The sequence below is a fragment of the Paraplanobispora takensis genome, assembly GCF_016863195.1.
Taxonomy (GTDB): Bacteria; Actinomycetota; Actinomycetes; order Streptosporangiales; family Streptosporangiaceae; genus Planobispora; species Planobispora takensis.
In genome coordinates, this window is sequence record NZ_BOOK01000038.1 from 70,070 (window position 1) to 93,744 (window position 23,675).

General features: G+C 73.7%; 22 protein-coding genes. 9 read left to right on the plus strand and 13 right to left on the minus strand.

From position 1 onward, the window contains the following. Window positions 1-3 precede the first annotated feature (3 nt). Window positions 4-1,386 carry an NAD(P)/FAD-dependent oxidoreductase gene (locus Pta02_RS26455; protein WP_203877639.1) on the plus strand — a complete coding sequence of 461 codons (1,383 nt, stop codon included), beginning with the start codon at window positions 4-6 and terminating at the stop codon, window positions 1,384-1,386. A gap of 23 nt (window positions 1,387-1,409) precedes the next feature. On the opposite strand, the gene Pta02_RS26460 is transcribed toward Pta02_RS26455, so the two are convergent. Continuing rightward, on the minus strand, window positions 1,410-2,258 hold the full coding sequence (locus Pta02_RS26460) for an SGNH/GDSL hydrolase family protein (RefSeq protein WP_239131236.1): 849 nt from the start codon (window positions 2,256-2,258) through the stop codon (window positions 1,410-1,412). Between the two features lie 214 nt (window positions 2,259-2,472). Here Pta02_RS26460 and Pta02_RS26465 point away from each other — a divergent pair, with 214 nt between their 5' ends. Next, on the plus strand, window positions 2,473-3,666 hold the full coding sequence (locus tag Pta02_RS26465; protein ID WP_239131237.1) for an isochorismate synthase: 1,194 nt from the start codon (window positions 2,473-2,475) through the stop codon (window positions 3,664-3,666). 46 nt (window positions 3,667-3,712) lie between these two features. Here Pta02_RS26465 and Pta02_RS26470 read toward each other — a convergent pair whose 3' ends face one another. The 3 genes from Pta02_RS26470 to Pta02_RS26480 form a co-directional block, all read right to left on the minus strand. Then, window positions 3,713-4,867 carry a serine hydrolase domain-containing protein gene (locus Pta02_RS26470; RefSeq protein WP_203877642.1) on the minus strand — a complete coding sequence of 385 codons (1,155 nt, stop codon included), beginning with the start codon at window positions 4,865-4,867 and terminating at the stop codon, window positions 3,713-3,715. 198 nt (window positions 4,868-5,065) lie between these two features. Further along, the gene (locus Pta02_RS26475; RefSeq protein ID WP_203877643.1) at window positions 5,066-6,286 is read right to left on the minus strand and encodes a sensor histidine kinase; all 1,221 of its coding nucleotides are present in this window, start codon (window positions 6,284-6,286) and stop codon (window positions 5,066-5,068) included. Next, window positions 6,283-6,921 carry a DedA family protein gene (locus Pta02_RS26480; protein ID WP_203877644.1) on the minus strand — a complete coding sequence of 213 codons (639 nt, stop codon included), beginning with the start codon at window positions 6,919-6,921 and terminating at the stop codon, window positions 6,283-6,285. The genes Pta02_RS26475 and Pta02_RS26480 overlap by 4 nt, the downstream gene beginning before the upstream one ends. 457 nt (window positions 6,922-7,378) lie before the next feature. On the opposite strand from Pta02_RS26480, the gene Pta02_RS26485 reads away from it, so the two are divergent. Together Pta02_RS26485 and Pta02_RS42020 are read left to right on the plus strand one after the other, a co-directional pair. Further along, complete coding sequence (locus tag Pta02_RS26485; protein WP_203877645.1) at window positions 7,379-8,293, plus strand: LLM class flavin-dependent oxidoreductase; 915 nt, start codon at window positions 7,379-7,381, stop codon at window positions 8,291-8,293. A 145-nt stretch (window positions 8,294-8,438) separates the two neighbouring features. After that, window positions 8,439-10,649, plus strand: coding sequence for a WD40 repeat domain-containing serine/threonine protein kinase (locus tag Pta02_RS42020; RefSeq protein ID WP_203877646.1), 2,211 nt, complete (start codon window positions 8,439-8,441; stop codon window positions 10,647-10,649). Between the two features lie 44 nt (window positions 10,650-10,693). Here Pta02_RS42020 and Pta02_RS26495 read toward each other — a convergent pair whose 3' ends face one another. From Pta02_RS26495 to sigK, 4 genes are all read right to left on the minus strand, one after another. Continuing rightward, window positions 10,694-11,281: a gamma carbonic anhydrase family protein gene (locus Pta02_RS26495; protein ID WP_239131238.1), complete on the minus strand. Its 588-nt coding sequence runs from the start codon at window positions 11,279-11,281 to the stop codon at window positions 10,694-10,696. An 85-nt stretch (window positions 11,282-11,366) separates the two neighbouring features. Beyond that, window positions 11,367-12,002, minus strand: coding sequence for a YigZ family protein (locus Pta02_RS26500; RefSeq protein ID WP_203877648.1), 636 nt, complete (start codon window positions 12,000-12,002; stop codon window positions 11,367-11,369). A gap of 25 nt (window positions 12,003-12,027) precedes the next feature. Beyond that, complete coding sequence (locus Pta02_RS26505; protein ID WP_203877649.1) at window positions 12,028-12,840, minus strand: anti-sigma factor; 813 nt, start codon at window positions 12,838-12,840, stop codon at window positions 12,028-12,030. Then, on the minus strand, window positions 12,837-13,424 hold the full coding sequence (gene sigK / locus Pta02_RS26510) for an ECF RNA polymerase sigma factor SigK (protein ID WP_203877650.1): 588 nt from the start codon (window positions 13,422-13,424) through the stop codon (window positions 12,837-12,839). The genes Pta02_RS26505 and sigK overlap by 4 nt, the downstream gene beginning before the upstream one ends. 206 nt (window positions 13,425-13,630) lie before the next feature. Here sigK and Pta02_RS26515 point away from each other — a divergent pair, with 206 nt between their 5' ends. Next, the gene (locus Pta02_RS26515; protein WP_203877651.1) at window positions 13,631-14,362 is read left to right on the plus strand and encodes a PIG-L deacetylase family protein; all 732 of its coding nucleotides are present in this window, start codon (window positions 13,631-13,633) and stop codon (window positions 14,360-14,362) included. A 94-nt stretch (window positions 14,363-14,456) separates the two neighbouring features. Here Pta02_RS26515 and Pta02_RS26520 read toward each other — a convergent pair whose 3' ends face one another. From Pta02_RS26520 to Pta02_RS26530, 3 genes are all read right to left on the minus strand, one after another. Further along, window positions 14,457-15,311, minus strand: a complete 855-nt coding sequence (locus Pta02_RS26520; protein ID WP_203877730.1) for an ATP-binding cassette domain-containing protein — start codon at window positions 15,309-15,311, stop codon at window positions 14,457-14,459. Between the two features lie 80 nt (window positions 15,312-15,391). Further along, on the minus strand, window positions 15,392-16,420 hold the full coding sequence (locus tag Pta02_RS26525; RefSeq protein WP_203877652.1) for an ABC transporter permease: 1,029 nt from the start codon (window positions 16,418-16,420) through the stop codon (window positions 15,392-15,394). Between the two features lie 136 nt (window positions 16,421-16,556). After that, window positions 16,557-17,552 carry a sugar ABC transporter substrate-binding protein gene (locus Pta02_RS26530; protein WP_203877653.1) on the minus strand — a complete coding sequence of 332 codons (996 nt, stop codon included), beginning with the start codon at window positions 17,550-17,552 and terminating at the stop codon, window positions 16,557-16,559. A gap of 246 nt (window positions 17,553-17,798) precedes the next feature. Between Pta02_RS26530 and Pta02_RS26535 the strand changes: the two genes are divergently transcribed. Then, complete coding sequence (locus Pta02_RS26535; protein ID WP_203877654.1) at window positions 17,799-19,103, plus strand: phytase; 1,305 nt, start codon at window positions 17,799-17,801, stop codon at window positions 19,101-19,103. 120 nt (window positions 19,104-19,223) lie between these two features. Here the strand turns inward: Pta02_RS26535 and Pta02_RS26540 are convergent, their stop codons facing one another. Further along, on the minus strand, window positions 19,224-20,054 hold the full coding sequence (locus tag Pta02_RS26540; RefSeq protein WP_203877655.1) for an inositol monophosphatase family protein: 831 nt from the start codon (window positions 20,052-20,054) through the stop codon (window positions 19,224-19,226). Between the two features lie 273 nt (window positions 20,055-20,327). On the opposite strand from Pta02_RS26540, the gene Pta02_RS26545 reads away from it, so the two are divergent. From Pta02_RS26545 to Pta02_RS26555, 3 genes are all read left to right on the plus strand, one after another. Continuing rightward, on the plus strand, window positions 20,328-21,068 hold the full coding sequence (locus tag Pta02_RS26545; RefSeq protein WP_203877656.1) for a GntR family transcriptional regulator: 741 nt from the start codon (window positions 20,328-20,330) through the stop codon (window positions 21,066-21,068). 111 nt (window positions 21,069-21,179) lie between these two features. Beyond that, window positions 21,180-22,532, plus strand: a complete 1,353-nt coding sequence (locus Pta02_RS26550) for a response regulator (protein WP_203877657.1) — start codon at window positions 21,180-21,182, stop codon at window positions 22,530-22,532. 96 nt (window positions 22,533-22,628) lie between these two features. Beyond that, the gene (locus tag Pta02_RS26555) at window positions 22,629-23,030 is read left to right on the plus strand and encodes an Hpt domain-containing protein (protein WP_203877658.1); all 402 of its coding nucleotides are present in this window, start codon (window positions 22,629-22,631) and stop codon (window positions 23,028-23,030) included. Window positions 23,031-23,048: 18 nt separating this feature from the next. Here the strand turns inward: Pta02_RS26555 and Pta02_RS26560 are convergent, their stop codons facing one another. Continuing rightward, window positions 23,049-23,642, minus strand: coding sequence for a TetR/AcrR family transcriptional regulator (locus Pta02_RS26560; RefSeq protein WP_203877659.1), 594 nt, complete (start codon window positions 23,640-23,642; stop codon window positions 23,049-23,051). Between the last annotated feature and the right edge of the window lie 33 nt (window positions 23,643-23,675).

The window sequence follows — 23,675 nt, forward strand, 5'->3', positions numbered from 1 at the left end:
ATCATGATGGAAAATATCTGGGCCGCCGCCCCCCGCCTCCGTCCCCCGCTCGACGGTCCCGCCGAGGCCGACGTCGCCGTCGTCGGCGCCGGATACACCGGCCTGTGGGCCGCCTACCACCTCAAGCGGCTCGCCCCCTCACTGGAGGTCGTCGTCCTGGAGGCCGAGCACGCCGGGTACGGCGCCTCCGGCCGCAACGGCGGCTGGTGCTCGGCCGAACTGCCGGTCGAGGCCGCCGTCCTGGCCCGCAGGCACGGCCGGGCCGCCGCCGAGGAGATGCGCCGGGCCGCGGGCGCCGCCCTCGACGGGATCGAGGCCGTGCTCCGGGCCGAGGGGATCGACTGCGACTGGCACCGGGGCGGCACCCTCTATCTGGCCCGCAACCGCCCCCAGTTGCGCCGCCTGCTGGCGGCGGCGCGCTCGCGCCCCGACGGCTGGAGCCTGCTCACCGCCGGACAGGCCCGTGCCCGGCTGCGCGCCGAGGGGGTGCTGGGCGCCGCCCACACCCCGCACTGCGCCCGTCTCCACCCCGGCAAGCTGGTACGCGGCCTGGCGGAGGCCGTCGAGCGCCTCGGGGTGACCGTTCACGAGGGCACCCGCGTCGTGGAGGCCCGGCCGGGCCTGGTCCGCACGGTGAGCCGGGGCGGCGCCCGGACCGGACAGACCCCCGCCGCGTTCCGGCGAGCGGGCGGACCGGCCGGGGGGACGGACCCGCGGATCGCGGATGCGCGGACCGGGAGCGTGCGCGCCCGGTACGTGCTCGTGTGCACCGAGGGTTACACCCCCGGGAGCCGGGTGCTCACCCTGACCTCGTGCGTCGCGGCCACCGAGCCGCTGCCCGCGCCGGTCTGGGCCGAGCTGGGGTGGCGGGGCCGCGAGACCGTGGCGGACCTGAGCCGCCTGTTCCCCTACATGCAGCGCACCGCCGACGACCGGATCGTGATCGGCGGCTGCGGGGCGGGGTACGGCGAGGCCCCCTACGACCACGCCGCGCTCCGCGACCGACTGGTCGGCATGTTCCCCGTCCTGCGAGAGGCCGCGATCACCCACCGCTGGTCGGGCGTGCTCGGGCTGCACCGCCGGGGCGAGCCGTCGGTGCACCTCGATCCGGCGACCGGGCTGGGCTACGCCGGAGGGTACGGCGGCGACGGGGTCACCCTGGCCTATCTGGCCGGCGGCTCGCTGGCCGCGCTGGTCACCGGCGCCGACGTCCCCGAGGCCCGGCTCGCCTGGACCCGCGCCCGGGCGGGGCGCTGGGAGCCCGAACCCCTGCGCGCGCTCGGCGTGCGCGCCGTACTGGCCTGCGCGGCGGGGGCCGACCGCCACGAGGAGCGCACCGGGCGGCCGGCCCCGCTGCGGGGGGCCATCTGCTCCCTCTTCCTCTGACGGGACTCAGGCTCTGGCGGGACTCAGGGCGCGGGTTCCCGGGCGGGGCCGGGGATCCAGTCGTCGATCGCGGCGGAGGTCCGTGCCGCGATCAACCTCTGACCGGCGGCGTTGGGGTGGAAGTAGTCCCACCGGCTGAGGTGGTCCAGCGTGAACGGATAGTCGAACAGGGCGTTGCCGTCGAACCGGCACGCCGGGCCGTAGGCGGCGCACACCCGGGCCAGGACGGCGTTGTAGGCGGCGACCCGGGCGCGCACGCGGTCTCTGCGCTCCCGGTCGGCCGCGGCGCTGGAGACCGGCCTGGCCAGCATGGTCGGGCAGATCCTGGCGACCGCCCAGAACCCGCGCGCCACGGGGCTGTCCTTGCCCACCTGCCACAGCCGCCTGAGGTCGGGGATGCTCGCCAGGAACACCCGCCCGTCCGGCCTGGCCCGCCGGAACGCCTGCAACGCCTCGGCCAGCCGCCGCCGGTAGACCTCGACCGGCGTCATCGCCCGCTCCTGGGACACGCAGGCGTCCTGGGCGCCGATCAGGATCGTCACGTAGTCGGCCCGGCGCGTCACCGCCCGCGCCATCTGCCCGGCGAGGTCGGCGCTGGTCGCCCCGGGGGCGGCGAGGTTGAGGTTGTGGCCGCTCAGCGCCTGGATCCCTGAGCTCAGGCGCAGGTAGTGGCTCATCACGCCCGCGTGGTCCCCGCTCGCCCAGGAGCGCGAGGTGCACGAGACGTACCAGCCGCAGGAGTTGAACCCCGAGGTGATCGAGTCTCCCAGCGCGGCCATGACCACGGGGCGCCACGGGGCGGCGGCCGTCGCCGGGGGAGCCGGGGCCACCAGGGTGACCGTGAGGGCCACCGCCCCTGTGAATGTGGTCACAGTCCTGCGGATCATGGCGCCTCCGGTTCGTGATCAGTTGTGATTCGGATGTATCACCGCAGTACAGGGACACGCCGGGGGTTGACCGACTCCCTTGGTTTTCTTGACAGCCTCCTGCGGACATGCTTACCGGGGGCCCCTCGTCGAACACGTTCAGTTTCCGCATAAAGTGGGACGGGTGAGAGCCACTCTCGGATTGACCCGTCCTCTCGTCGTGAGAACCACGGCCGTCGGCGACCCCGGTGACCTGATCTCACGACTGCCCGGTGTCGCTCCCTATGCCTGGATAAGGCACGGCGAGGGATTGGTGGCCTGGGGCGAGGCCGCGCGGGTGAGGGTCCCGCCCGGCCCCGGCCGCTTCGCCTGGGCCCGCGACTGGCTGGCGGCCACGCTCGGTGAGGCCCACGTCGACGACGAGGTCCGGGCCCCCGGCTCCGGCCCGGTCGCCTTCGGCTCGTTCACCTTCGACCCCCGCTCCGCCGGCTCCGTGCTGGTCGTACCCCGGGCGATCCTCGCCCGCCGCGACGGCCGGGCCTGGTTCACCACCATCGGCGAGGAGCGCCTCGACACGGTCAGCCCGCTGGGCGACCCCGGCAGGATCCGGTACGGCGACGGCAGCCTGACCGCGCCGGAGTGGCAGCACGCCGTGGCGCGGGCCGTACGGCAGATCCAGTCCGGACGCCTGGAGAAGGTCGTCCTGGCCCGCGACCTGACCGCCGTCTCCGAGAACCCGATCGACGTCCGGGTGCTGCTGTCCCGCCTGGCCCGGCGCTTTCCCGAGTGCTACACCTTCTCCTGCGCCGGCCTGGTCGGCGCCACCCCCGAGCTGCTGGTCCGCCGTACGGGCGAGACCATCGAGTCCCTGGTCCTGGCCGGCACGACCGCCCGCGGCACCGGCCCGGCCGACGACGTGGCCCGCGGCGCGGCCCTGTTCGCCTCGGAGAAGGACCGCCAGGAGCACGCCTGCGCGGTGGAGTCGGTCCGCGAGGCGCTCGACCCGCTCTGCTCGGAGCTGAAGGTGCCCGAGGAGCCGGAGCTGCTGGTGCTGTCCAACGTCCAGCACCTGGCCAGCCCGGTGACCGGCCGCCTGGCGGCGGGGGCCTCGGTGCTGGACGTGGTGGAGGCCATGCACCCCACGGCCGCCGTGGGCGGCACGCCCACCCGGACCGCGCTGGAGGTCATCCGCGAGCTGGAGGGCATGAACAGGGCAGGCTACTCCGGGCCGGTCGGCTGGATCGACGCCCGGGGCGACGGCGAGTGGGGCATCGCCCTGCGCTGCGCGCAGATCACCGGCTCCAGGGCCCGGCTGTTCGCCGGCTGCGGCATCATGGGCGGCTCCGACCCGGCCGCGGAGCTGGCCGAGGCCCAGGCCAAGCTCCGCGTCATGCAGTACGCCCTGGAGGGCTGAGACCCCGTCCGGGCCGGCGCGCGGGCGCCGGTGCGGACGGCCCGGGTCACAATGCCGCGTAGACGGCCTCGATGAGCGCCATCTTCCGCGGGTCGTCGGCGATCAGCGGCCCCATGCGGTTCATGACGTAGCCGATGCTCACCTGCGCCTCGGGATCGGCCAGACCGCAGGAGCCCCCGTAGCCGTCGTGGCCGAAGGCGCGGGGGTTGGGGCCGTACGATCCGCGCGGACCGCTCAGCCAGTAGCCCAGCGCGATCTCCGTCTCGCCGCCGAACCCGGCGCCGAGCACCAGGTCGACGCACGGTCCCTGCCCCTGTCTGGCGCGCTCGACGGCCTCCGGCGACAGCAGCCGGCGCCCGTCCCACGACCCGCCGCACGCCATGACGCCGTACAGCGCGGCCACCGCCCGCGCCGTGCCGTGCCCGTTGGCGGCCGGCACCTCGGCACGGCGCCAGGCCGGCTCGTTGGCCTCCTCCGCGCCGAAGACGGGATTGGCCAGGGCCGCGATCGCGGCCGGGTGCATCTGGGCGAAGATCTCCGCCTGCTCACTGCCCGGAGGCGGGGCGGCGTGGGCAAGCTGGGCGACGCGCCCGTCCTCCGACTCCGGCAGCCCCACGGCGAAGTCGAGCCCGAGCGGCCCGGTGACCTCCTCGCGCAGGAAGCGCCCGACCGTGCGCCCGCTCACCCGCCGGATGACCTCGCCGACCAGGTACCCGTAGGTCAGCGCGTGGTATCCCGAGCGGGTGCCGGGCTCCCACAGCGGCTCGGCGGCCGCCAGCCGCGAGGTCATCAGCTCCCAGTCGAGCAGGTCGGCCGGGGAGGTCGGCTCGCGCAGCCCGGACAGCCCGGCCCGGTGCGAGAGCAGGTCGCGCACCGGCACGTCCTGCTTGCCCCCGGCGGCGAACTCGGGCCAGTAGGAGGCGACGGGGGCGTCCGGGTCCAGCTCTCCCCGGTCGGCCAGCATGTGGGCGCACAGGGCGACGACGCCCTTGGTGGTGGACCAGACGTTGACCAGCGTGTCGCGTTCCCACGGGCGGGTGAGCCCCGGGTCCGCGTGACCGCCCCACAGGTCGGCGACGGTCCTGCCGCCGGCCGTCACCGTGACCGCGGCGCCGAGCTCGCCGCGGGCGGAGAAGTTCTCCTCGAACGCCTTGCGCACGCCGTCGAAGCGGTCGTCGCAGCTGCCGTGGATCGTCGTCATCGAGCTGCCCTCCTTGCCGTCCGCCTCAACGTACCGACTAGTCGGTTTGCGGAGAAGAGGGTAACGCCGGAAACAGGACGACGGGACGGCCGGGAACCCGGGCTCATGGCGGCCGGCAGCCCGGCCAGGCGCTCAAGTGACCTGGTCAGGCGCTCGGGCGGTCCGCTCAGCCGCCCGGATGACGTGGTGCGGCCGGGATCACCCGCACGGGAGCTCCGCGGTGATCACGGTGGGCCCGCCCGGCGGGCTGTCCACCCGCAGGCCGCCGTCCAGCGCGGCGACCCGGCGGGCCAGGCCGGACAGGCCGCCGCCCGCGGGGTCGGCGCCGCCCTCGCCGTCGTCCTCCACCCGCACCACCACGCTCCGCCGCCCGGCGGTTCCGGGAGGCCCCCCTGCGGTCCCGGCCGTTCCGCCGCCCGGCACGCCGTCTCCCGCGCGCTTCCCTGTGACCTTCTCTGTGACCTTCCCCGTGACCTCGACGGTGACCGCGCGGGCGCCCGCGTGCTTGGCCGCGTTGGTGACGGCCTCGCTGACCACGAAGTACACGGCCGCCTCCACCGGCCCCGGCGGGCGCTCGCGCAGGCCGTATCTGATCGTCACCGGCATCCCCGCGCGTTCGGCGACGCCGGCCAGCGCGTCGTGCAGGCCGAGGGTGTCCAGGCCGCTGGGGTAGACCCGCCAGGCGACCTCCCGCAGCTCGCCCAGCGCCTCCTGCGCCGCGGTGTGGGCCTGGCCGAGCAGCTCGTCGAGCAGTTCGGGTGAACGGCCCCGGCGGGCGCGGCCGATCAGCATCGCCAGCGCGACCAGGCGCTGCTGCACCCCGTCGTGCAGGTCGCGCTCGATGCGCCTGCGCTCCTGGTCGACGGCGGCCACGACGCCCGCGCGGGTCTCGGCCAGCTCGGCGATGCGGCGGTGCAGCTGCTCGGTGCGGCTCGGGCCCAGCGTCGCCACGGCGATCCTGCGTTCGAGTACGGCCAGGCCGACGATGCCCATGATCTCCAGGAAGAGCAGGACCAGACCGGCGACCGCGATGTAGACCACGATCAGCGGCTCCGGCTCCATGCCGTCGAAGGCCTCCCCCCGGCCCCACGTCCACGCGATCGTCGTCCCCGTGCCGATCCCGGTGACCAGCAGCAGCAGGACCCCCGCCGCCAGCAGAGCGGCGGGCAGCCGCGCGGCGAGGTAACGCAGCGCCCGGCGGCCGTCGTAGCCGGAGATCCCGGTCCCGCCCAGCAGTTCCAGCCGCGCGACCTCCAGGGCCGCCAGCCGTACGGCTCCCGCCAGCACGGGCGGCCGGGCGGCGGGCAGGAGCAGCGACGGGCCCGCCACGAGGAGGAAGACCAGCTCGGCCAGGGCCGAGGGCACTCCGAGCGCGAGCCCGGCCAGCGTCCTGGCCGCCGTCGCCGCCCACGCCGTCATCGGGCGTGGTGCCTGCCCTTGCGCCGGTCCACCAGCCGGACCCAGATGAAGATCACGACGGCGAGCAGGACGATGCCCAGCACGGCCTTGGAGACGATCCCCATGTACTGCTCGATCAGGTGGTATTTCTCGCCGAGGGCGTACCCGGCCATGATGAAGGCCGTGTTCCAGATGAGGCTGCCCATCAGGGTGAGGAGGGTGAAGATCGACAGCGGCATGCGCTCGACCCCGGCGGGGATCGAGATCAGGCTGCGGAAGATGGGGATCATCCGCCCGAAGAAGACCGTCTTCTTACCGTGCCTGGCGAACCACGCCTCGGTCTTCTCGATGTCGGCGACGTTGATCAACGGCAGCTTGGAGGCGATGAGGATCACCCGCTCCCGGCCGAGCAGCGCGCCGACCCCGTAGAGCACCAGCGCGCCGATCACCGAGCCGAGCGTGGTCCAGAGCACCGCGTCGAACAGGCCCATGTTCCCCTTGCTGGCGGTGAACCCGGCCAGCGGCAGGATCACCTCACTGGGCAGCGGAGGGAACAGGTTCTCCAAGGCGATCGCGATCCCGGCCCCGGGCGCTCCCAGGGTCTCCATAATGCTGATCGCCCACCCGGCGACCCCGTCGACAGTCGATGAACTCATGAGACAAGGCTAGAGACCCGGGGGTATGCCGTGCATGAGGCGTACCGCCGGACCTTCCTGGCGATCACCCCAGCGTGGGGATGCGGAAAACCCCAGGAGCCCGGTACGGGAGCGTGACGGCCGGGCGGCCCACCGGGGAGGCCTGCGGTTTTCCGGTGTTTCCGCACGTCAGAGCGGAAAATCGACGCTCCGGCGACAGGTCGCGGAACCTCCCGGCGGGCAGGTGGGAGCCATCGCCGCAGGGCCCCCGCACCCATCGCCTCCGGCGGCGGGTGTGATGTATCTCATAGTTTCGCGATGCGCCTGTTTGATCGCGCACTGTCGAAGAAATCGCCGCGGGCCCCTCCCGTTAGCGTTCTTGAAGAGGTCCGCCGGCGCTCCCCGAGAGGGAGGGGACCGAAACGGACCGGCGACCGGCCACCCGACGGGACGGCTCGACGACGCAGGGGAATGACATATGACCGACTACGGGCATGAGCTCCGGTTCGGTGCCTTCATCACGCCCATCACCGCCCGGGCCGCAGAGGTGCTCTCGCTGGCCTCGCTCGCCGAGCGCGAAGGGCTCGACCTGGTGAGCTTCCAGGACCATCCGTACCAGGCGAACTTCCTCGACACCTGGACGCTGCTGTCGGTGGTGGCGGCCAGGACCTCCAGGATCCGCGTGGCGCCGAACGTGGCGAACCTGCCCCTGCGGCCCCCCGTCGTGCTGGCCCGCAGCGTCGCCACCCTCGACGTCCTCACCGGCGGCCGGGTCGAGCTCGGCCTCGGCCCGGGCGGGTTCCTCGAAGCGATCGCCTCGATCGGCGGGCCGTCCCTGACGCCGGGCGAGGGCGTCGACGCGCTGTCGGAGGCGATCGACATCATCCGCGCGATCTGGAACACCGAGGGCGGCCCGCTGCGCCCGCTGGACGGGCACTATCGGATCAAGGCCGCCCGGCCGGGTCCCGCGCCGGCGCACCCGGTGGAGATCTGGCTCGGCGCCTACAAGCGGCGCATGCTGACGCTGACCGGCGCCAAGGCCGACGGCTGGCTGCCCAGCTCGGGTTACGCACCCCCCGGCGAGCTGGGCGGCATGAACGCCGTGATCGACCGGGCGGCCGAGGACGCCGGGCGCGATCCGGCGCAGATCCGGCGGCTCTACAACGTCGAGGGCCGCTTCGGCCCCGGCGGAGGCTTCCTCGGCGGCTCGCCGCGCGACTGGGCCGAGCAGCTCGCCGGGCTCACCCTGGAGCACGGGATGAGCACCTACACCCTGATGAGCGACTCCGCGGCCGACCTGCAGCGCTTCGCGGCGGAGGTCGCGCCCGCCGTACGGGAACTCGTCGGCGCCGCACGCGCCCGTTCCGCCGGCGCGACGGCGAGGGCTTCCTGAGCGGGGAGCGCCCGCAGAACCCGAGCGCCCGCCCCGCCGGGGCGGCCCCCGCGATCCCGGCCGCCGCTGATTCCCCTCTCCGGGGGACGGCGTCTATCGTCGTCTCCCGGATCGAGGACGGCCGGACGGCGAGAGGAAGTGCGCGGTGCCCGACCCCAGCCCGCCCGGCACGGGCGACCCCGCGGAGATCGGCGGCTACCGGCTGGCCGGGATACTGGGCGAGGGCGGACAGGGCGTCGTCCATCTGGGGCTCTCCGCCTCGGGCGCCAAGGTGGCGATCAAGCTGCTGCACACCCGGATGGCGGACGACCCCGGCCTCCGGCGGCGATTCCTGCGCGAGGCGGAGCTGACCCGCGCGGTCGCGGCCTTCTGCACCGCCCAGGTCGTCGCCACCGGCGTCGTCGGCAATCGCCCCTATCTGATCAGCGAGTACGTGCCGGGGCCGTCCCTGCGGGAGCTGGTCGCGGCCGACGGGCCGCGGACCGGGGGCGGCCTGGACCGGCTGGCGATCACGACCCTGACGGCTCTGGCCGCCGTCCACCGGGCCGGAGTCGTCCACCGGGACTTCAAGCCCAGCAACGTGGTCATGGGGCCGGAGGGGCCGGTGGTCGTCGACTTCGGCATCGCCCGCCTGCTGGAGCACACCACCACGCGATCCGAGCTGATGGGCTCCCCGTCCTACATCTCGCCGGAGCAGTTCGACGGGCAGGAGGCCGGCACCGCCTCGGACGTCTTCGCCTGGGCCGCCACCGTGGTCTACGCCGCCACCGGCCGTCCGGCCTTCTCCGGCGCCACGCCCGCCGCGGTGATGGGCGCCGTCCTGAACCGAGAGCCCGACCTGACCGGAGTACCCGACCGGCTGCGCCCGCTGCTGGCCGCCTGCCTGGCCAAGGACCCCGCCGCCCGCCCCACCGTCACCGCCGCGCTGCACGCCCTCACCGGCGAGGCCCCCGCCGACCCGGCCCTCACCGGCGAGGCCCCCGCCGGCCTGGACCTCACCGGCGAGGCCCCCGCCGGCCTGGACCTCACCGACGGCACCCTGCGCGTCCCCCGCCCAGCCGACCCCAGGCCTGACGCCCGGCCCGCCGATGCCCCGGCCGAGGGCTCCCGGCCTGACGATGCCCGGCCCGGGGGATCCCGGCCTGACGATGCCCGGCCCGGGGGATCCCGGGCCGGGAGTCCCCGCGGCCCCCTTGCGGCCGCCGCCGGACAGGGCGGCGCACCACGCGGGGCCGGTCCCGCCCGGCGGCGGCTTCTGGTGGCCGGTACGGCCGCCGCCGCGCTCCTGCTCGTCCCCGCGATCCTGTGGCTGCGGCAACCGGAGGTCCCCCGGGACCCCGGTCCCCTGTCCCCGTCCGCCTCCTCCCGCGATTCCTCCCCTGACGGCTCCCCGGGCCGGACCGCGGCCGGCACGCCGCCCGTCCACGGCGAGCCGGTCTGGACGGTGGCCACCGCCCGCCTGAACGGGCGCACCGTCGTCGTCTCCGGTGACGGCCGCACCGTGCGGCTGTGGGACCCTGCCACCGGCGAACCGGTCGGCCGGCCCCTCACCGGCCACACCGACGGCGTCTCGTCGGTCACGACCGCGCGGCTGCGCGGCCGTACGGTCGTCGTCTCCGGCAGTGACGACCGCACGGTCCGGGTGTGGGACCCGGCCACGGGCGAGCCCGTGGGCGTCCCGCTCACCGGCCACACGGGATGGGTCGAATCCGTGGCCGCCGCCGAGTCGGCGGACGGTGCGATCGTCGTCTCCGGCGGCTACAACGGCATGGTGCGGTCATGGGATCTTGCCACCGGCGAGCCCGCCGGCCCGCCCGTCGTCCATCCCGGCGGCGTCGAGGCGGTGGCGGTGGCGCGGATCGGGGGCCGTACGGTCGTCGTCGCGGGCAGCCGCGATCACACGGTGCGGCTGTGGGACCCGGCCACCGGCAAGGCCGTCGGCGCTCCGCTGACCGGGCACACGCACGAGGTCCACACGGTGGCGGTCGCCGAGCTGGACGGCCGCACCGTCGTCGTCTCCGGCAGCCACGACCACACGGTGCGGATATGGGACCCGGCCACCGGCGAACCGATCGGCCGGCCCCTCACCGGCCACACCCGCGAGGTCATGACGGTGACGACCGCCGAGCTGGACGGCCGCACCGTCGTCGTCTCCGGCGGCAACGACGGCACCGTGCGACTGTGGGACCCTGCCACCGGCGAACCGATCGGCCGGCCCCTCACCGGTCACACCGGCGGAGTCCTGTCGGCGACGGCGACGGCGACGGAGCTGGACGGGAAAGCGGTCCTCGTCACCGGCGGCCAGGACCGCACCGTGCGGATATGGGACCTCACCACCGGCGCAGAACACCGGTGACACGGAACACCGGCGACCCAGGACACCGGTGAGGCGGCCGCCGTTCAGCCCACGATCTCGTCGTCGGCGTGCGCGGCGAACTGGGCCGAGCGGACCTCGGCGATCCGCTCGTAGCGGCCGATCCGGTCCTCCCAGCCGGCGTCGACCCCGAACGCCACCTTGGCGAACTCCACTCCCCTGATCGCCTCGGACAGGCCGGGATCGCCGGGCGCGTACACCCGCCCGGCGACGGCGACGGTGTTCGGCGGCACGAAGAACTCCTCCGGCAGCGTGGTGCGCGCGTGCACCAGGGCGCCGACCGCGACGACCGCCCCCGCTCCGAGCGCCGCCTCCTGCAGCACGGTCGCCCCGGTGGCCAGATAGGCGCACCGTGCCACCTCGCAGCCCAGCAGGGTCGCCCGCGGGCCGACGAAGACGTGGTCGCCCAGCCTCACCTCACCGCGCAGCACGGCGTTCTCGCAGACGATCGCGCACTCGCCGACCTCGATCGCGCCCTCCTCGGCGTCGAGGACGGCCCCGTACATCACCCGTGCCCGGGGACCGATCCGCACTCGCCCCACGAGCGTCGCGGTCGGCGCGACGTAGGCGGAGGGATCGATGATCGGCTCATGGCCGCGATGACGGATCAGCATGATTCCCATCATCGCCCCATACGGCCCCTCCTCCCGCCGGGCCGGCCACGAGGTCCGAAACCCGCCACCCGCCGCGGCGGGGCGCTCAGCGGTCGCCGCCGCGCAGGTAGACCGTCTCGCCCGGTTCGATGACCGCCCGGCCGGACGTCAGGGTGGCGATCACGTCGGGGAAGGACTCCAGCCCCGACTCGCGCACCACCACGTCGAGGGCGACCTGCGCGCCGTACACGACCTTCCTGACCTCGTACGACGAGGCGCGCAGGCTGTTCTCCAGGCGTCCGGCGAGCACGTGGTCCACGGTCACCGCCATGGCCCTGGCGGGCACCATCGTCACCGGGGTCACCAGGTCCAGCGTCTTGGCGACCGCGCCGCCGTAGGCGCGGACCAGCCCGCCCGCGCCCAGCTTCACCCCTCCGAAGTAGCGCGTGACCACCGCCGCCGCGTCGCCGATCCCCCGGCGCAGCAGCGTCTCCAGCATCGGCGCGCCGGCCGTGCCGCCGGGCTCGCCGTCGTCGTCGGCCCGCTGGACCCGCCGGTCCCCGCCGATCACGTAGGCCGAGCAGTTGTGCGTGGCGTCGGGGTGCAGCTCCTTGCGGGCGGCGACGACCGCGCGGGCGGCCTGCTCGGAGGGCGCGGGGGCCAGCAGGCAGATGAACCGCGATCCCTTGATCTCGATCTCGTGCTCGATCGGTTCTTCCAGTGTCAGGTACGGCTCGGCCACCACCGCAGGCTACCGGCGGGAGCGGTCAGGCCTCGGGCAGGGTCAGCATGATGAGCGGCGTGGAGGTGGGCTGCCGCGACCCGCCCGCAGGCTCGACCGTGACGCCCATCGTGGCGGTCCCGCCGATGCCCTCGACGACGACGGGCGGCGGATCGCCTCCCGAGGCGTCGGGCCGCAGCAGCCCGGCCGAGGTGGTGCCCGACGGGCCGATCCGCCACAGCTGGTAGGTGCTGGACTCCGGCAGCGGGGACAGCCCCGAGGAGACGAACACCAGCCTGTCCCGGGAACGGGAGATCACCGCCCTGGCCCTGCCCCCGGTGTCCGTCCTGCCGGTGACCGCCCGCGCGTCCGGCGCCGCCAGCACGGCGGCGATCTGCCGGTTGTCCTGCCTGCTCATGTCCAGCAGGTCCTGGGCCCGGATCGCCATGACCCCGAGCACCACCGCGGCGGCCACGCTCACGGCCGTCAGCCCCGCCGTCAGCTTCGGCCACCACGCCGGCCCGGACCGCCGTGACCGTCCCGTCCGCCGCGCCCTCGGCGACGGCGGCGCCTCGGGGACCTCGGGGATCTCCGGGACGGGGAGCGCCACGACCGGGGGCAGCTGGCGGACATGCCCGATCTGCGCCAGGACCCGTTCCCGCATCCCGGGCGGGGGCGCCAGGGCCACGGCGTGGCCGAGGCGGGCGGCCGTCTCGGTGAACCCGCGCACCTCCTGCGCGCACTCGGCGCAGCGTTCCAGGTGTTCCTCGAAGCGGAGCCGTTCGGCGTCGTCGACGGCGTCGAGGGCGTACGCCCCGGCCAGAGTGTGCGGGTCACGCCCGCTCAGCGCGCCGTTCATCGTTCAACTCCCAGGCAGTCGCGCATGCGGATCAGCCCGTCGCGCATCCGGGTCTTCACGGTCGCCAGCGGCACCTTCAGCAGCTCGGCGACCTCACGGTAGGAGTATCCGCCGTAGTAGGCGAACGTCACCGACTCGCGTTGCAGCTCCGTCAGCCCGTCCAGGCACCGGCGCAGCCGCTCGCGCTCCAGCCGGGTCTGCACCGACTCGGCGACCTCGTCATAGGGCCGGTGCACCTCCAGCCGGGCGGCGCGCGTCTCCCGATCGGTGCCGGCCTGGGCGGAGCGCACCCGGTCGACGGCGCGGCGGTGGGCGATCGTCATCACCCACGACATCGCCGACCCGCGCGAGGACTCGAAGCGCGCCGCGCCGCGCCACACCTCCACCAGCACCTCCTGGGCGACCTCCTCCGACTGGGCCGGATCGCGCAGCACGCGCAGGACGACGCCGTACACCGGCCCCGCGACCTGCTCGTACACTCGCTCGAAGGCCGTGCGATCACCCCGTGCCACCCGTTCCAGCAGTTCCTCCAGCCCCGGCCTCCCGCGATCCTCCCGTGGCCGCGGCTCGTGTTCCGCCCTCATGCAGCCCCTCCTCGCCGTCGGCCGGACGCGTACGGGGCTGATTCGGAGCAGAGCGACCTGCGGATTGCCCGGTCGGGCGGGCATTTCGATCTCGATTCGGCACGGGCTTCGTGATTGGCTCTCCGCTGTGGGGAATCGGTCCCGTACCGGGGGAGGACCGGTCCGTCCCCATGTCTTTACAAAGTAGATTCGTATTGGGAGTCCTGATGACGGAGCAGCTCGAGGCGATGCCCACCGACTGGCAGCGGGCCCTGGCCATCGTGGCCCACCCCGACGACCTGGAGTACGGCGCGGCGGCGGCGATCGCCGGCTGGGTCGACGAGCGGCGGGAGGTCTCCTACCTGCTGGTCACGCGGGGCGAGGCCGGGATCGACACCATGGACCCGGACAAGGCCGGCCCCCTGCGGGAGAAGGAGCAGCGGGCCAGTGCCGCGGTGGTCGGGGTGACGTCGGTGGAGTTCCTCAGCCATCCGGACGGGGCCGTGGAGTACGGCCCGGCGCTGCGCAAGGACCTGGCCGCGGCGATCAGGCGCCACCGGCCGGAGCTGGTGCTGACCCTCAACCACCACGACACCTGGGGGGACAACGCGTGGAACACCCCCGACCACCGGGCGGTCGGCCGGGCGGTCCTGGACGCCGCCGCGGACGCGGGCAACCGCTGGATCTTCCCCGAACTGGCCGCCGGCGGGCTCGCCCCGTGGAACGGCGTGCGGTGGGTGGCCGTGGCCGGATCCCCCCGCCCGACCCACGCCGTGGCCGTGAGCGGCGGCGTGGAGCGCGCGATCCGCTCCCTGCTGGAGCACCGCACCTACATCGAGGCGCTCACCGGCGAGGACCCGGAGAGCTACTGCCGCACCTTCATCGAGCGGATGACCTCCCATGACGCCGCCCGCTTCGGCGACCGCCCCTGCATCGGCTTCGAGCTGTTCCCCCGCTGACGATCCGGCGCCGGGCCGAGGCCGCCTCGACGACATCGAGGTCCGTGGTCGCGCGGACAGGCCGGCCAAGATCCGAAAGCTCCTCCGCCACGCTCTAAAGCGTCCGCTTCGGCCCGCCGGGCGGTTCGTCGCGGCTCAGCTCGTGGGCGAGCTGCTCCAGCTCCGCTCCCCCGGCCATCAGGGAGGTCAGCTCCTGGCGGGTGATGTCGGCCTTGCCGTACTCGCCCATGCTGGCGCCCCGGTTGAGCAGCAGGAAGCGGTCGCCGATGGGATAGGCGTGGTGCGGGTTGTGGGTGATGAAGACGACGCCGAGGCCGCGGTCGCGGGCCTGGGCGATGTAGCGCAGCACCACCCCGGCCTGTTTGACGCCCAGCGCGGAGGTGGGCTCGTCCAGGATCAGCACGCGGGCGCCGAAGTGCACCGCGCGGGCGATGGCCACCGACTGGCGCTCGCCGCCGGACAGCGTGCCCACGGGCTGGTCGACGTCGCGGATGTCGATGCCCATGGAGTGCAGCTCCCGGCGGACCGTGCGCTTGGCCCGGGCCACGTCGAAGCGGCGCAGCGGGCCCCGGCCGAGCGAGGGCTCCGAGCCGAGGAAGAAGTTCCGCCACACCGACATCAGCGGGATCATCGCCAGGTCCTGGTAGACGGTGGCGATGCCGCGGTCGAGGGCGTCGCGGGGGCTGGTGAAGGCGGCCGGGGCGCCGTCCACCAGATAGACGCCCGAGTCCGGCGGGTGCACGCCCGACAGGATCTTGATGAGCGTGGACTTGCCCGCGCCGTTGTCGCCGAGCACGCAGGTGACCTCCCCGGCGCGCACCTGCATGGAGACCTCCCGCAGCGCGATCACCCCGCCGAAGGTCTTGCCGCACTCACGGGTCTCCAGCAGCGGTACGGCGAAGCCGGCCCCACCCCGCGTCCCGTGGGTCCCGCCGGCCTCCGCCGGCACGGAGGACTCGGCGTCGGCGCCCTTCGGCGCGGGGGTCTCCGCGCCGGCCTCCCGCGGCGCGGGCGCGTCTCCCGTCGCGCTCAATGCCGCACCTCCTCCGCGTAGCGGCGCACCAGCCGGTTGGCGAGGGTGGCCAGCAGCAGCATCGCGCCCAGGAAGAACTTGAACCAGTCGGCGTCCCAGCCGAGGAAGACGATGCCCTTGTCGGCCATGCCGAAGATCAGCGCCCCGATGGACGCCCCGACCGCGGAGCCGTACCCGCCGGTGAGCAGGCAGCCGCCGATGACCGCCGCGATGATGTAGACGAACTCCTGGCCCAGTCCGGCGTTGGCCTGCACCGAGGTGAAGCGCAGGGCCAGGATCGAGCCGACCAGCCAGGCCGCCACGGCGGTGGTCATGAACAGCGCGATCTTCGTGCGGTCGGCGGGCACCCCGACCGCACGGGCGGCCCGCTCGTCGCCGCCCACCGCGAAGATCCAGTTCCCCGGCCTCGTGCGCATGAGCACCCAGGTGGCCAGGGCGGTGATGCCCAGCCACCACAGGATGGCCACGCGGAAGTCGGTCCCGCCGAGGGAGAAGGTCCCGGCCAGCAGAGCCCTCGCCTGGTCGTAGCCCTCGGCCCGGCGCAGCCCGCTCACCTGGACGGTGCCGGTGAGCGCCTTGGTGACGCCCAGGTTGACGCCCTGGAGCATCAGGAAGGTGCCGAGGGTGACGATGAAGCTCGGCAGCTTGGTGCGGACCACGATCATCCCGTTGAGGAAGCCCACCAGCAGCGCCACGACGAGGGCGACGAGCATCGCCGTCCACACCGACAGGCCGTACCGGGTGGAGAGGATGACCATGATCAGTCCGGTGCTGCCGGTGAGCACCCCGGCCGACAGGTCGAACTCGCCGCCGATCATCAGCAGGGCGATGGCCACCGCCATGATGCCGAGCGTGGAGGCCGGGTCCAGCCAGTTGGCCACCCCGTCGATCGAGCGGAACGTCTCCGACTGGCCGGCGAAGAAGGCGAACACCACGATCGCGCCGACCACCGCGCCCAGCTCGGGGCGGATCAGCAGCCGCCGGGCCAGGCCGGTCCCGGCGAGCCGCTCGTCGGCCACCGTCATGCCCGGCCCTCCCGGCCGCGGGCCCGCCCGCCGGGCGGGCCGTACGCGCCACGGTTCCCAGGCGGGCCGTACGCGCCACGGTTCCCATCTGGGCCGTACGCGCCACGCCCGCCGGGCGGGCCGGCCGCGCCGCCGGTCACCGGGTGCCGCTCTCGGCGAGCTTGGCGACCTGCTCGGCGTTGTCCTTGGTGACGAAGCCGGGGCCGGTGTTCACCGGAAGGCCGCCGCCGACGGTGTTGAGGTTCTTCGCGTAGAGGGTGAGGAAGGTGATCGGCAGCCAGCCCTGCAGGTACTGCTGCTGGTCCACGGCGAACAGGATCTCGCCGTCCTCGATGGCGGTGACCACGTCGCCCGACAGGTCGAAGGTGCCCAGCTTCGCCTTGGAGCCCGAGTCGGCTATGGCGTCGCGGGCCGCGACGGCGACGGCCGGGTTCAGGGTGAGCACGCCGTCGAGCGAGGTGTCCGACTGCAGCCTGGCGGTGATCTTCGAGGTGGCGTCGGCGAGGTTGGTGCCCTCCACCTGCAGCCGCTCGACGGTGCCGCCCAGCCCCTCGGTCGCGCCGTTGCAGCGCTGGTCCAGGCCGACGTTGCCGGCCTCGTGGATCACGCAGAGCAGCTTCTTGACGCCCGCGGCCTTGAGCTGCTCGCCGGCGCCCCGCCCGGCCACGTCCTCGGACTGGCCGACGTGCGTGATGGCGCCGAACTCCTTGGACTTGTCGCCGCCCGAGTTGATGGTGATCACCGGGATCTTCGCCGCCACGGCCTTGCCGATGGACTCCTTCAGCGCGTCCGGGTTGGCCATGGAGACCACGATGCCCTCGACCTTCTGGCTCACCGCCTGGTCGATGAGCTGTGACTGGCGGGCGGGGTCTCCGTCGCCCTGATAGCTCACCGTGACGCCGTACTGCTTGCCGGCGGCCTCGGCGCCGTTCTTGACCACGTCCCAGAAGGCGTCTCCGGAGGCCGCGTGGGTGATGACGGCGAAGGTGCCGCCACCGGGCGGCGGTTCGGCCGCCGCGCTCGTGGGAGAACCGGCGGTCTGGGCGCCGCCGTCCTGCCCTCCCGATGAGCAGCCGCCCAGGGCGAAGAACCCCAGCACGGCCGCCACGACCAGCCCTGTCGTCCGCTTCATCGGCAAGCCTCCCGCGCGTCGTTTCGCTGGAACCCCCGTGCATGGTTTGTAACCGCGGCATTACCTTCGTGTCAACAGTTTGTCGTGACATTAGGACCTATGCCGAGACCGATGCCTTTCCCATGACATGACATTCATCCTTATGTCATGACATATGAACGTAATATTGCTCAGTCATTCACCTCTCGTTAACGTGACATCAAGATGATCGAGCGCCGATCAGCCCGACCCCCACCTGGAGGCGCCATGCGTCCCCTGTCACGACTCTCCCTGGCCGCACTGGCCGTGTGCCTGGTCACCGCCTTACCCGCGGCCCATGCCGCCGGGGCCGACAGCGTGCCCACCGCCCACCCCGAGGTCGAGACCCCCGCCCTCTTCGACGACGAGGCGGGAGGCAACGCCAACGGCGACGACCCGGCGATCTGGGTCCATCCCACCAGACCGGGCAAGAGCGTGGTGGCCGCCACCGCCAAGGAGGGCGGCCTGTACGCCTACGACCTCAAGGGCGCGCGGCTGCAGCACATCCCGGCGCCCGCCGCCCCGGGCGACGACGACGAGCCCGGCCGCTTCAACAACGCCGACGTCCTGTACGGCTTCGCCGGCCGGGACCTGATCGCCGTCTCCGACCGGGGCCGCGACCACATCCGCCTCTACGCCGTCGACCCGGCCGCGGCCGCCGCCGGGCGCGCCCCGCTGGCCGACGTCACCGACCCGGCCGTGCCGTTCGTCTTCAACACCACGCAGGAGCAGGTCAACGAGGCCGAGACCGCCTACGGCCTGGCCGCCTGGAAGGACTCCACCGGCGCCTACGTCCTGGTCAGCCGGCGGCACGAGACGACTGTCGCGCTGCTGAGGCTCAAGACCACCGCCGGCGGGAGGATCGGTTACGACAAGGTCCGCCAGATCAGCCTGCCCTCCTCCTTCACCCTGCCCGACGGGAACACCTGGAGCCCGTGCCTGGAGCCCGGCGAGCTGCCGCAGGTCGAGGGCATGGTCGTCGACGCCGAGCGGGACGTGCTCTACGCCGCCCAGGAGACGGTGGGCATCTGGAGGATGCGCGCCGACCTGACCGGCGAGCCGGTGCTGATGGACAAGGTGCGCGGGTACGGCGTGCCGGGCACCTACGACCCCGGGACCGAGGAGTGCGCCTTCGGCGTGGACCCCGGCTTCGGCGGCAGGCACCTGACGGCCGACGCCGAAGGGCTGACCGTCTACCACCGCGCCGGCGGCAAGGGGTACCTGCTGGCCTCCAGCCAGGGTGACAGCACCTTCGCCGTCTACCGGCGCGAGGGCTCCAACGCCTATCTCGGGCAGTTCCGCGTCGGCGCCGACGACGGGATCGACGCCGCCGAGCACAGCGACGGCGCCATGGTGATGAACGTGCCGCTCGGCGAGAAGTTCGACGAGGGCCTCCTGGTGGTCCACGACGGCGCCAACCTGCCCGCCGACGGCGACCGGGAGAACACCAACTTCAAGTTCGTCGAGTGGGACGAGGTCGCCGGCCTGCACGACCTGGCCGTCGACACCCGCGGCTGGAACCCCCGCCGCTGACCGCGCTCCGGCGGGATCCCGGTGACGGGCCCCGCCCGCCGTCCGGCGGGGCCCCCACGGCCGCCCCGCCGGACGGGACACCGGGCTCCGTGCGGACCGGCTCCCGCAGCGGGGCCGGGCTCATGCCGTACGGCCCGCGTCCGGGAAGGCGATCTCCCTGATGACCGAACCGTCCAGGTCGAAGCCGCCCACGTGGGCGATGTAGCCGCCGGGCTTGAGGATCGCCCCGCCGAAGGGAAGGTAGGCGCCCCCGGCCTGGCGGACCAGCAGCGCCCCGGCGGCCACGTCCCAGGGGCTGACGCCGGAGCCGTAGGCCACGTCGGCCCAGCCCCCGGCGACGTGGGCCAGCTTGAGCGCGGTGCTGCCCGGACGCCGGACCGAGGCGAACGACTCCACCATCCGCCCGAAGCGGAGCAGCGCCTCCCGGCCGTCGGCCGCCAGGTCGTGGGGGCCGGGATAGCTGCTCAGCAGCACCGCCTCGCGGTCGCGGGCCGCCCCCGCGCTGCGCAGCCGTACGTCGTCGCACCAGGCCCCGCCCAGGTCGGCGTGGAACATCTCCTCCCGCAGCGGGTCGTAGATCACTCCCGCGACCACCTCGTCGCCCTCCGCCGCGGCGATCGACACGCAGAAGAACGGTATCCCCGCGGCGAAGTTCGCCGTGCCGTCGATCGGGTCGACGTACCACCGGATCCCGCTCCCGTCGGACTCCCCCGCGGCTCCGGCCGCGGTGCCCCCCTCCTCGCCCACCACCGTGCTGCCCGGGCAGCGCTCGGCGAGGACCTCGCGGATGGTCTCCTCGGCGGCGCGGTCGTGCTCGGTCACCGGATCGTGGAAGTCCTTCTTGGTCTCCACCGAGGGCCGTGACCTGAAGGCCTTGCGGAGCCGGTCGCCCACCGCGCGGGCGGCCTGCCCCGCGATCTCCGACAGCTCACGCGAGGTGGTCGGGTCCATGTCTGTCCTCCAGTGACGTCCGCGGCCTGGTCGGGGGGCTGTCCGGCCCTCACTTCCCGCTCCGCCGCCTCCCATGCGGGATTCGCCCTGCCGGCCCGGCCGGACGGGCGCGGGGGACACGGGGCGGTCTCGGGATCGGCGCACCTCCAGAGAAGCAGGTAAGGCCCTGCCAGGACACGGTTACCTCACAGTTGACCAGTACGCTGACCTCATTTGTCAGGACATTATGATGTCCACTAAACTGATCACGCAGCGCAGCCTCAGGAGGGGCCGATGACCGCCAATCTCGCCATCGATCTGGACCGGTCCAGCCCGGTGCCGCTGTACTTCCAGGTGGCCGAGCAGATCTCCGAGGCGATCCGGCGCGGCGACCTGCCCCCGGGATCCCGGCTGGACAACGAGATCCTCCTGGCCGACCGCCTGGGCCTGTCCCGGCCCACCATCCGCCAGGCGATCCAGTACCTCGTGGACAAGGGCCTGCTGGTGCGCAAGCGCGGCGTCGGCACGCAGGTCGTGCACGGCCAGGTCAAGCGCTCGGTGGAGCTCACCAGCCTCTACGACGACCTGCGCCGCGCCGGGCAGGAGCCCGCGACCCGGGTGCTCTCGCTGGAGTCCCTGCCGGCCGAGGAGGAGATCGCCGCGGTCCTCGGCGTGCCGCCCGGCACCGAGGTGCTGCGGATGGAACGCCTGCGCTACGCCGGGGGCGAGCCGCTGGCGCTGCTGCACAACTGGCTGCCCTCGGGCCTGGCGCCGCTGGCCGCCGAGAGCCTGCAGGAACGCGGCCTGTACGAGCTGCTGCGCTCGGCCGGGGTCCGCATGCGGGTGGCGAACCAGCGGATAGGCGCCCGGGCGGCCGGCGCGACCGAGGCCCGGCTGCTGGACGAACGGCGTGGCGCGCCGCTGCTCACCATGGTCCGCACCACCTACGACGACCAGGGCCGGGCCGTCGAGCACGGCTCCCACGTCTACCGGGCCTCCCACTACTCCCTGGAGGTCACCCTCATCGAGCGCTGACCCGGTCCGCAGCCCCGTCCGGCCGGAGCTTGCGCAACGGCCCGCCGTTTGCCCTCAGGAACCGCGCGCCCGAGCCGACCAGAGGGGCAGGCATAGAAGAACGGGATTGCGATGTCGAACGAGTCGAACGAACTGTGGCGGCGCTCCTCGGTGTTCACCGGCGAGACGCCCTCCGTCCTTGTGGTGGACGACGAGCCGACCGTGCTGGAGACGCTCACCCACCAGCTGGGCACGGACTACCGCGTCATCACCGCGCCCGACGGCCTGACCGCCCTGGAGATGCTCGAAAACGGGGGGCCCGTCGCCGTCGTCATCAGCGACATGCGGATGCCCGACATGGACGGCATCGAGCTGCTGGGGCACGTGCGGCTGAAGTATCCCGACATCACCCGGGTCCTGCACACCGCCCAGGGCGACCTCACCTCCGCCATCTCGGCGATCAACACCGGTCAGGTCTTCCGCTTCCTGTGCAAGCCCTGCCCCACCCGGGAGCTGCGCGCCACCGTCCGCGACGCGCTGGAGCAGCACCGCCTGGTCAGCGCCGAGCGGGAGATCCTGGACAAGACCCTCCGCGGAAGCCTGCAGGCGCTGTTCGGCTGTCTGGAGCTGGCCAGCCCCCAGGCCTTCGCCCGCGCGGGACGCATCCGCGACCTGGTCGGCTCCCTGTGCGGCGAGCTCGGCCTGGGCAACGCCTGGGAGATCGAGGTCGCGGCCATGGCCTCCCAGCTCGGCGCGGTGACCCTGCCGCCCAGCGTGCTGGAGAAGCTGGACCGGGGCATGCCGCTGCCCGAGGACGAGCAGAAGATGATCGACGCCATGCCCGGCACCGCGATCCGGCTGCTCGGCGAGGTGCCCATGCTCGAGAACGTCATCGAGATCATCCGCGGGCTCCGGCCCGCCGGCGGCGTCCACTGGCACGCCCCGGAGGAGGCGGACCCGGTGGTCGCCGCGGCCGTCGCCGTACTGCGCGCGGCGACCGACTTCGAGGCCTTCACCAGCCGCGGCGTGGCCGCGGAGCACGCCATCGCCGCGATGGCCGACCAGGGCGACCACGACGGCCCGGTGCTGGCCGCGCTGCGCCGGATCCGGGGGATCGAGGCCGAGCACGAGACGGTGCACGCCCTGCGCATCGGCGAGCTCGAGGTCGGCATGCGCATCGCCGAGGACATCGTCGCCGTCAACGGCCTGGTGCTCATCGGCCGCGGGATCCTGGTCACCGAGATGCTCCTGGAGCGGCTGACCAACTACAAGCACATCGTGGAGCTGATCGAGCCGGTCTGGGCCGTCGTGCCGGACGCGGGCACGAGGACGAACGCGCCGGACGCGGGCACGAGGACGAACGCGCCGGACGCGGGCGCAAGAGCGACCGCGCCGGAGGCGGACACGGGCACGGGGAGGAGCCCGGGGAAGGGGCAGGGTTCCGGGAGGGGCACGGCCCCGGGGGCGACCCCGGTGGCGGCATGACCCCGCCCCGCCGACCGGCGCCCTCGACACATCCGGCACTCCCGGCACCCGGGGCGGCCATGGCGTACGCCGCCCCCTCCCCCGGCGGTGGTCGCGATGACCGCCCCTGACACCGCCGGCACCGCGCTGAGCATCCGGACGCGCATCGCGGACCTGGTGGAGGACGGCAGCGCGCACGAGATCGAGTTCATCGGCAGGCTCGTCGTCTCCTTCCTGGAGCGCGCGCCGGTCATGCTGGCCGACCTCGACGCGGCCATCGCCGCCGCGGATCACGCCGCGACGGCCCAGCGGGCCCACGCCCTGAAGGGCGCGGCGGCCAACCTGGGGGTGAGCTCCGTCGCGGCGCTGTGCGCCGAGATCGAGCAGCTGGCCGGTACGGCCCGGCCCGGCGCACATCCCGCCCTGCTGAGGTCCGCCCTCAGCGAGGCGGAGGCCTGCTTCACCGGCGTCCTGGACGACCTGCGCTCCGGCCTGCCGATCGTCCCCCGGCCCGCCTGACGGCGGCGAGGACACCGGTCATCCGGCGCCTTCCGCGGGCCCCAGCCCGGCGGAGAAGGTCCGTACGGCCTCCAGCAACTCGCCCGCCGACGGCACGCCGTCGGGGTCCATGAGCCACTGGGCGGCCGTACCCGACAGCAGGGCCTGGAAGTACGCGCCGACCGTCTCCGCCCGGCGCGGGCCGAGCGCCTCCACCTCGACGCCGAACAGCTCGGCCAGGCCCAGGCGGGCCTGGCGGTTGGCGGCGGCGAAGCTGCTGCGCAGCTCCGGTGTGCGCTCGATGTGGGCCAGGACCTCGAACTGGACCGCCCACAGCGGCCGGGTCTGAGCGAACGTCTTGAGGATGCTCGCCCAGGTCGCCTCGAACCGCTCGGCCGGGCCGGCCTCGGCGGGCGCCGCGCCGGCCATCGCCGCGGCGATCCGGTCGCCCCACTCCTCGATCGCGCCGCGCAGCGCCTCGTTCAGCAGGTCGTCCTTGGAGCCGAAGTGATAGCCGATGGCGGCCAGGCTGACCCCGGACGCCTGCGCGATGTCACGCGCGGTCGTGCGCGTGTAGCCCTTCTCCAGCAGACAACGCCTGGCGCCGTCCAGCAGGTCTTCTCGGTTGCCCATGCCGCCGACTCTACCCGGATTCTTGGACAGACG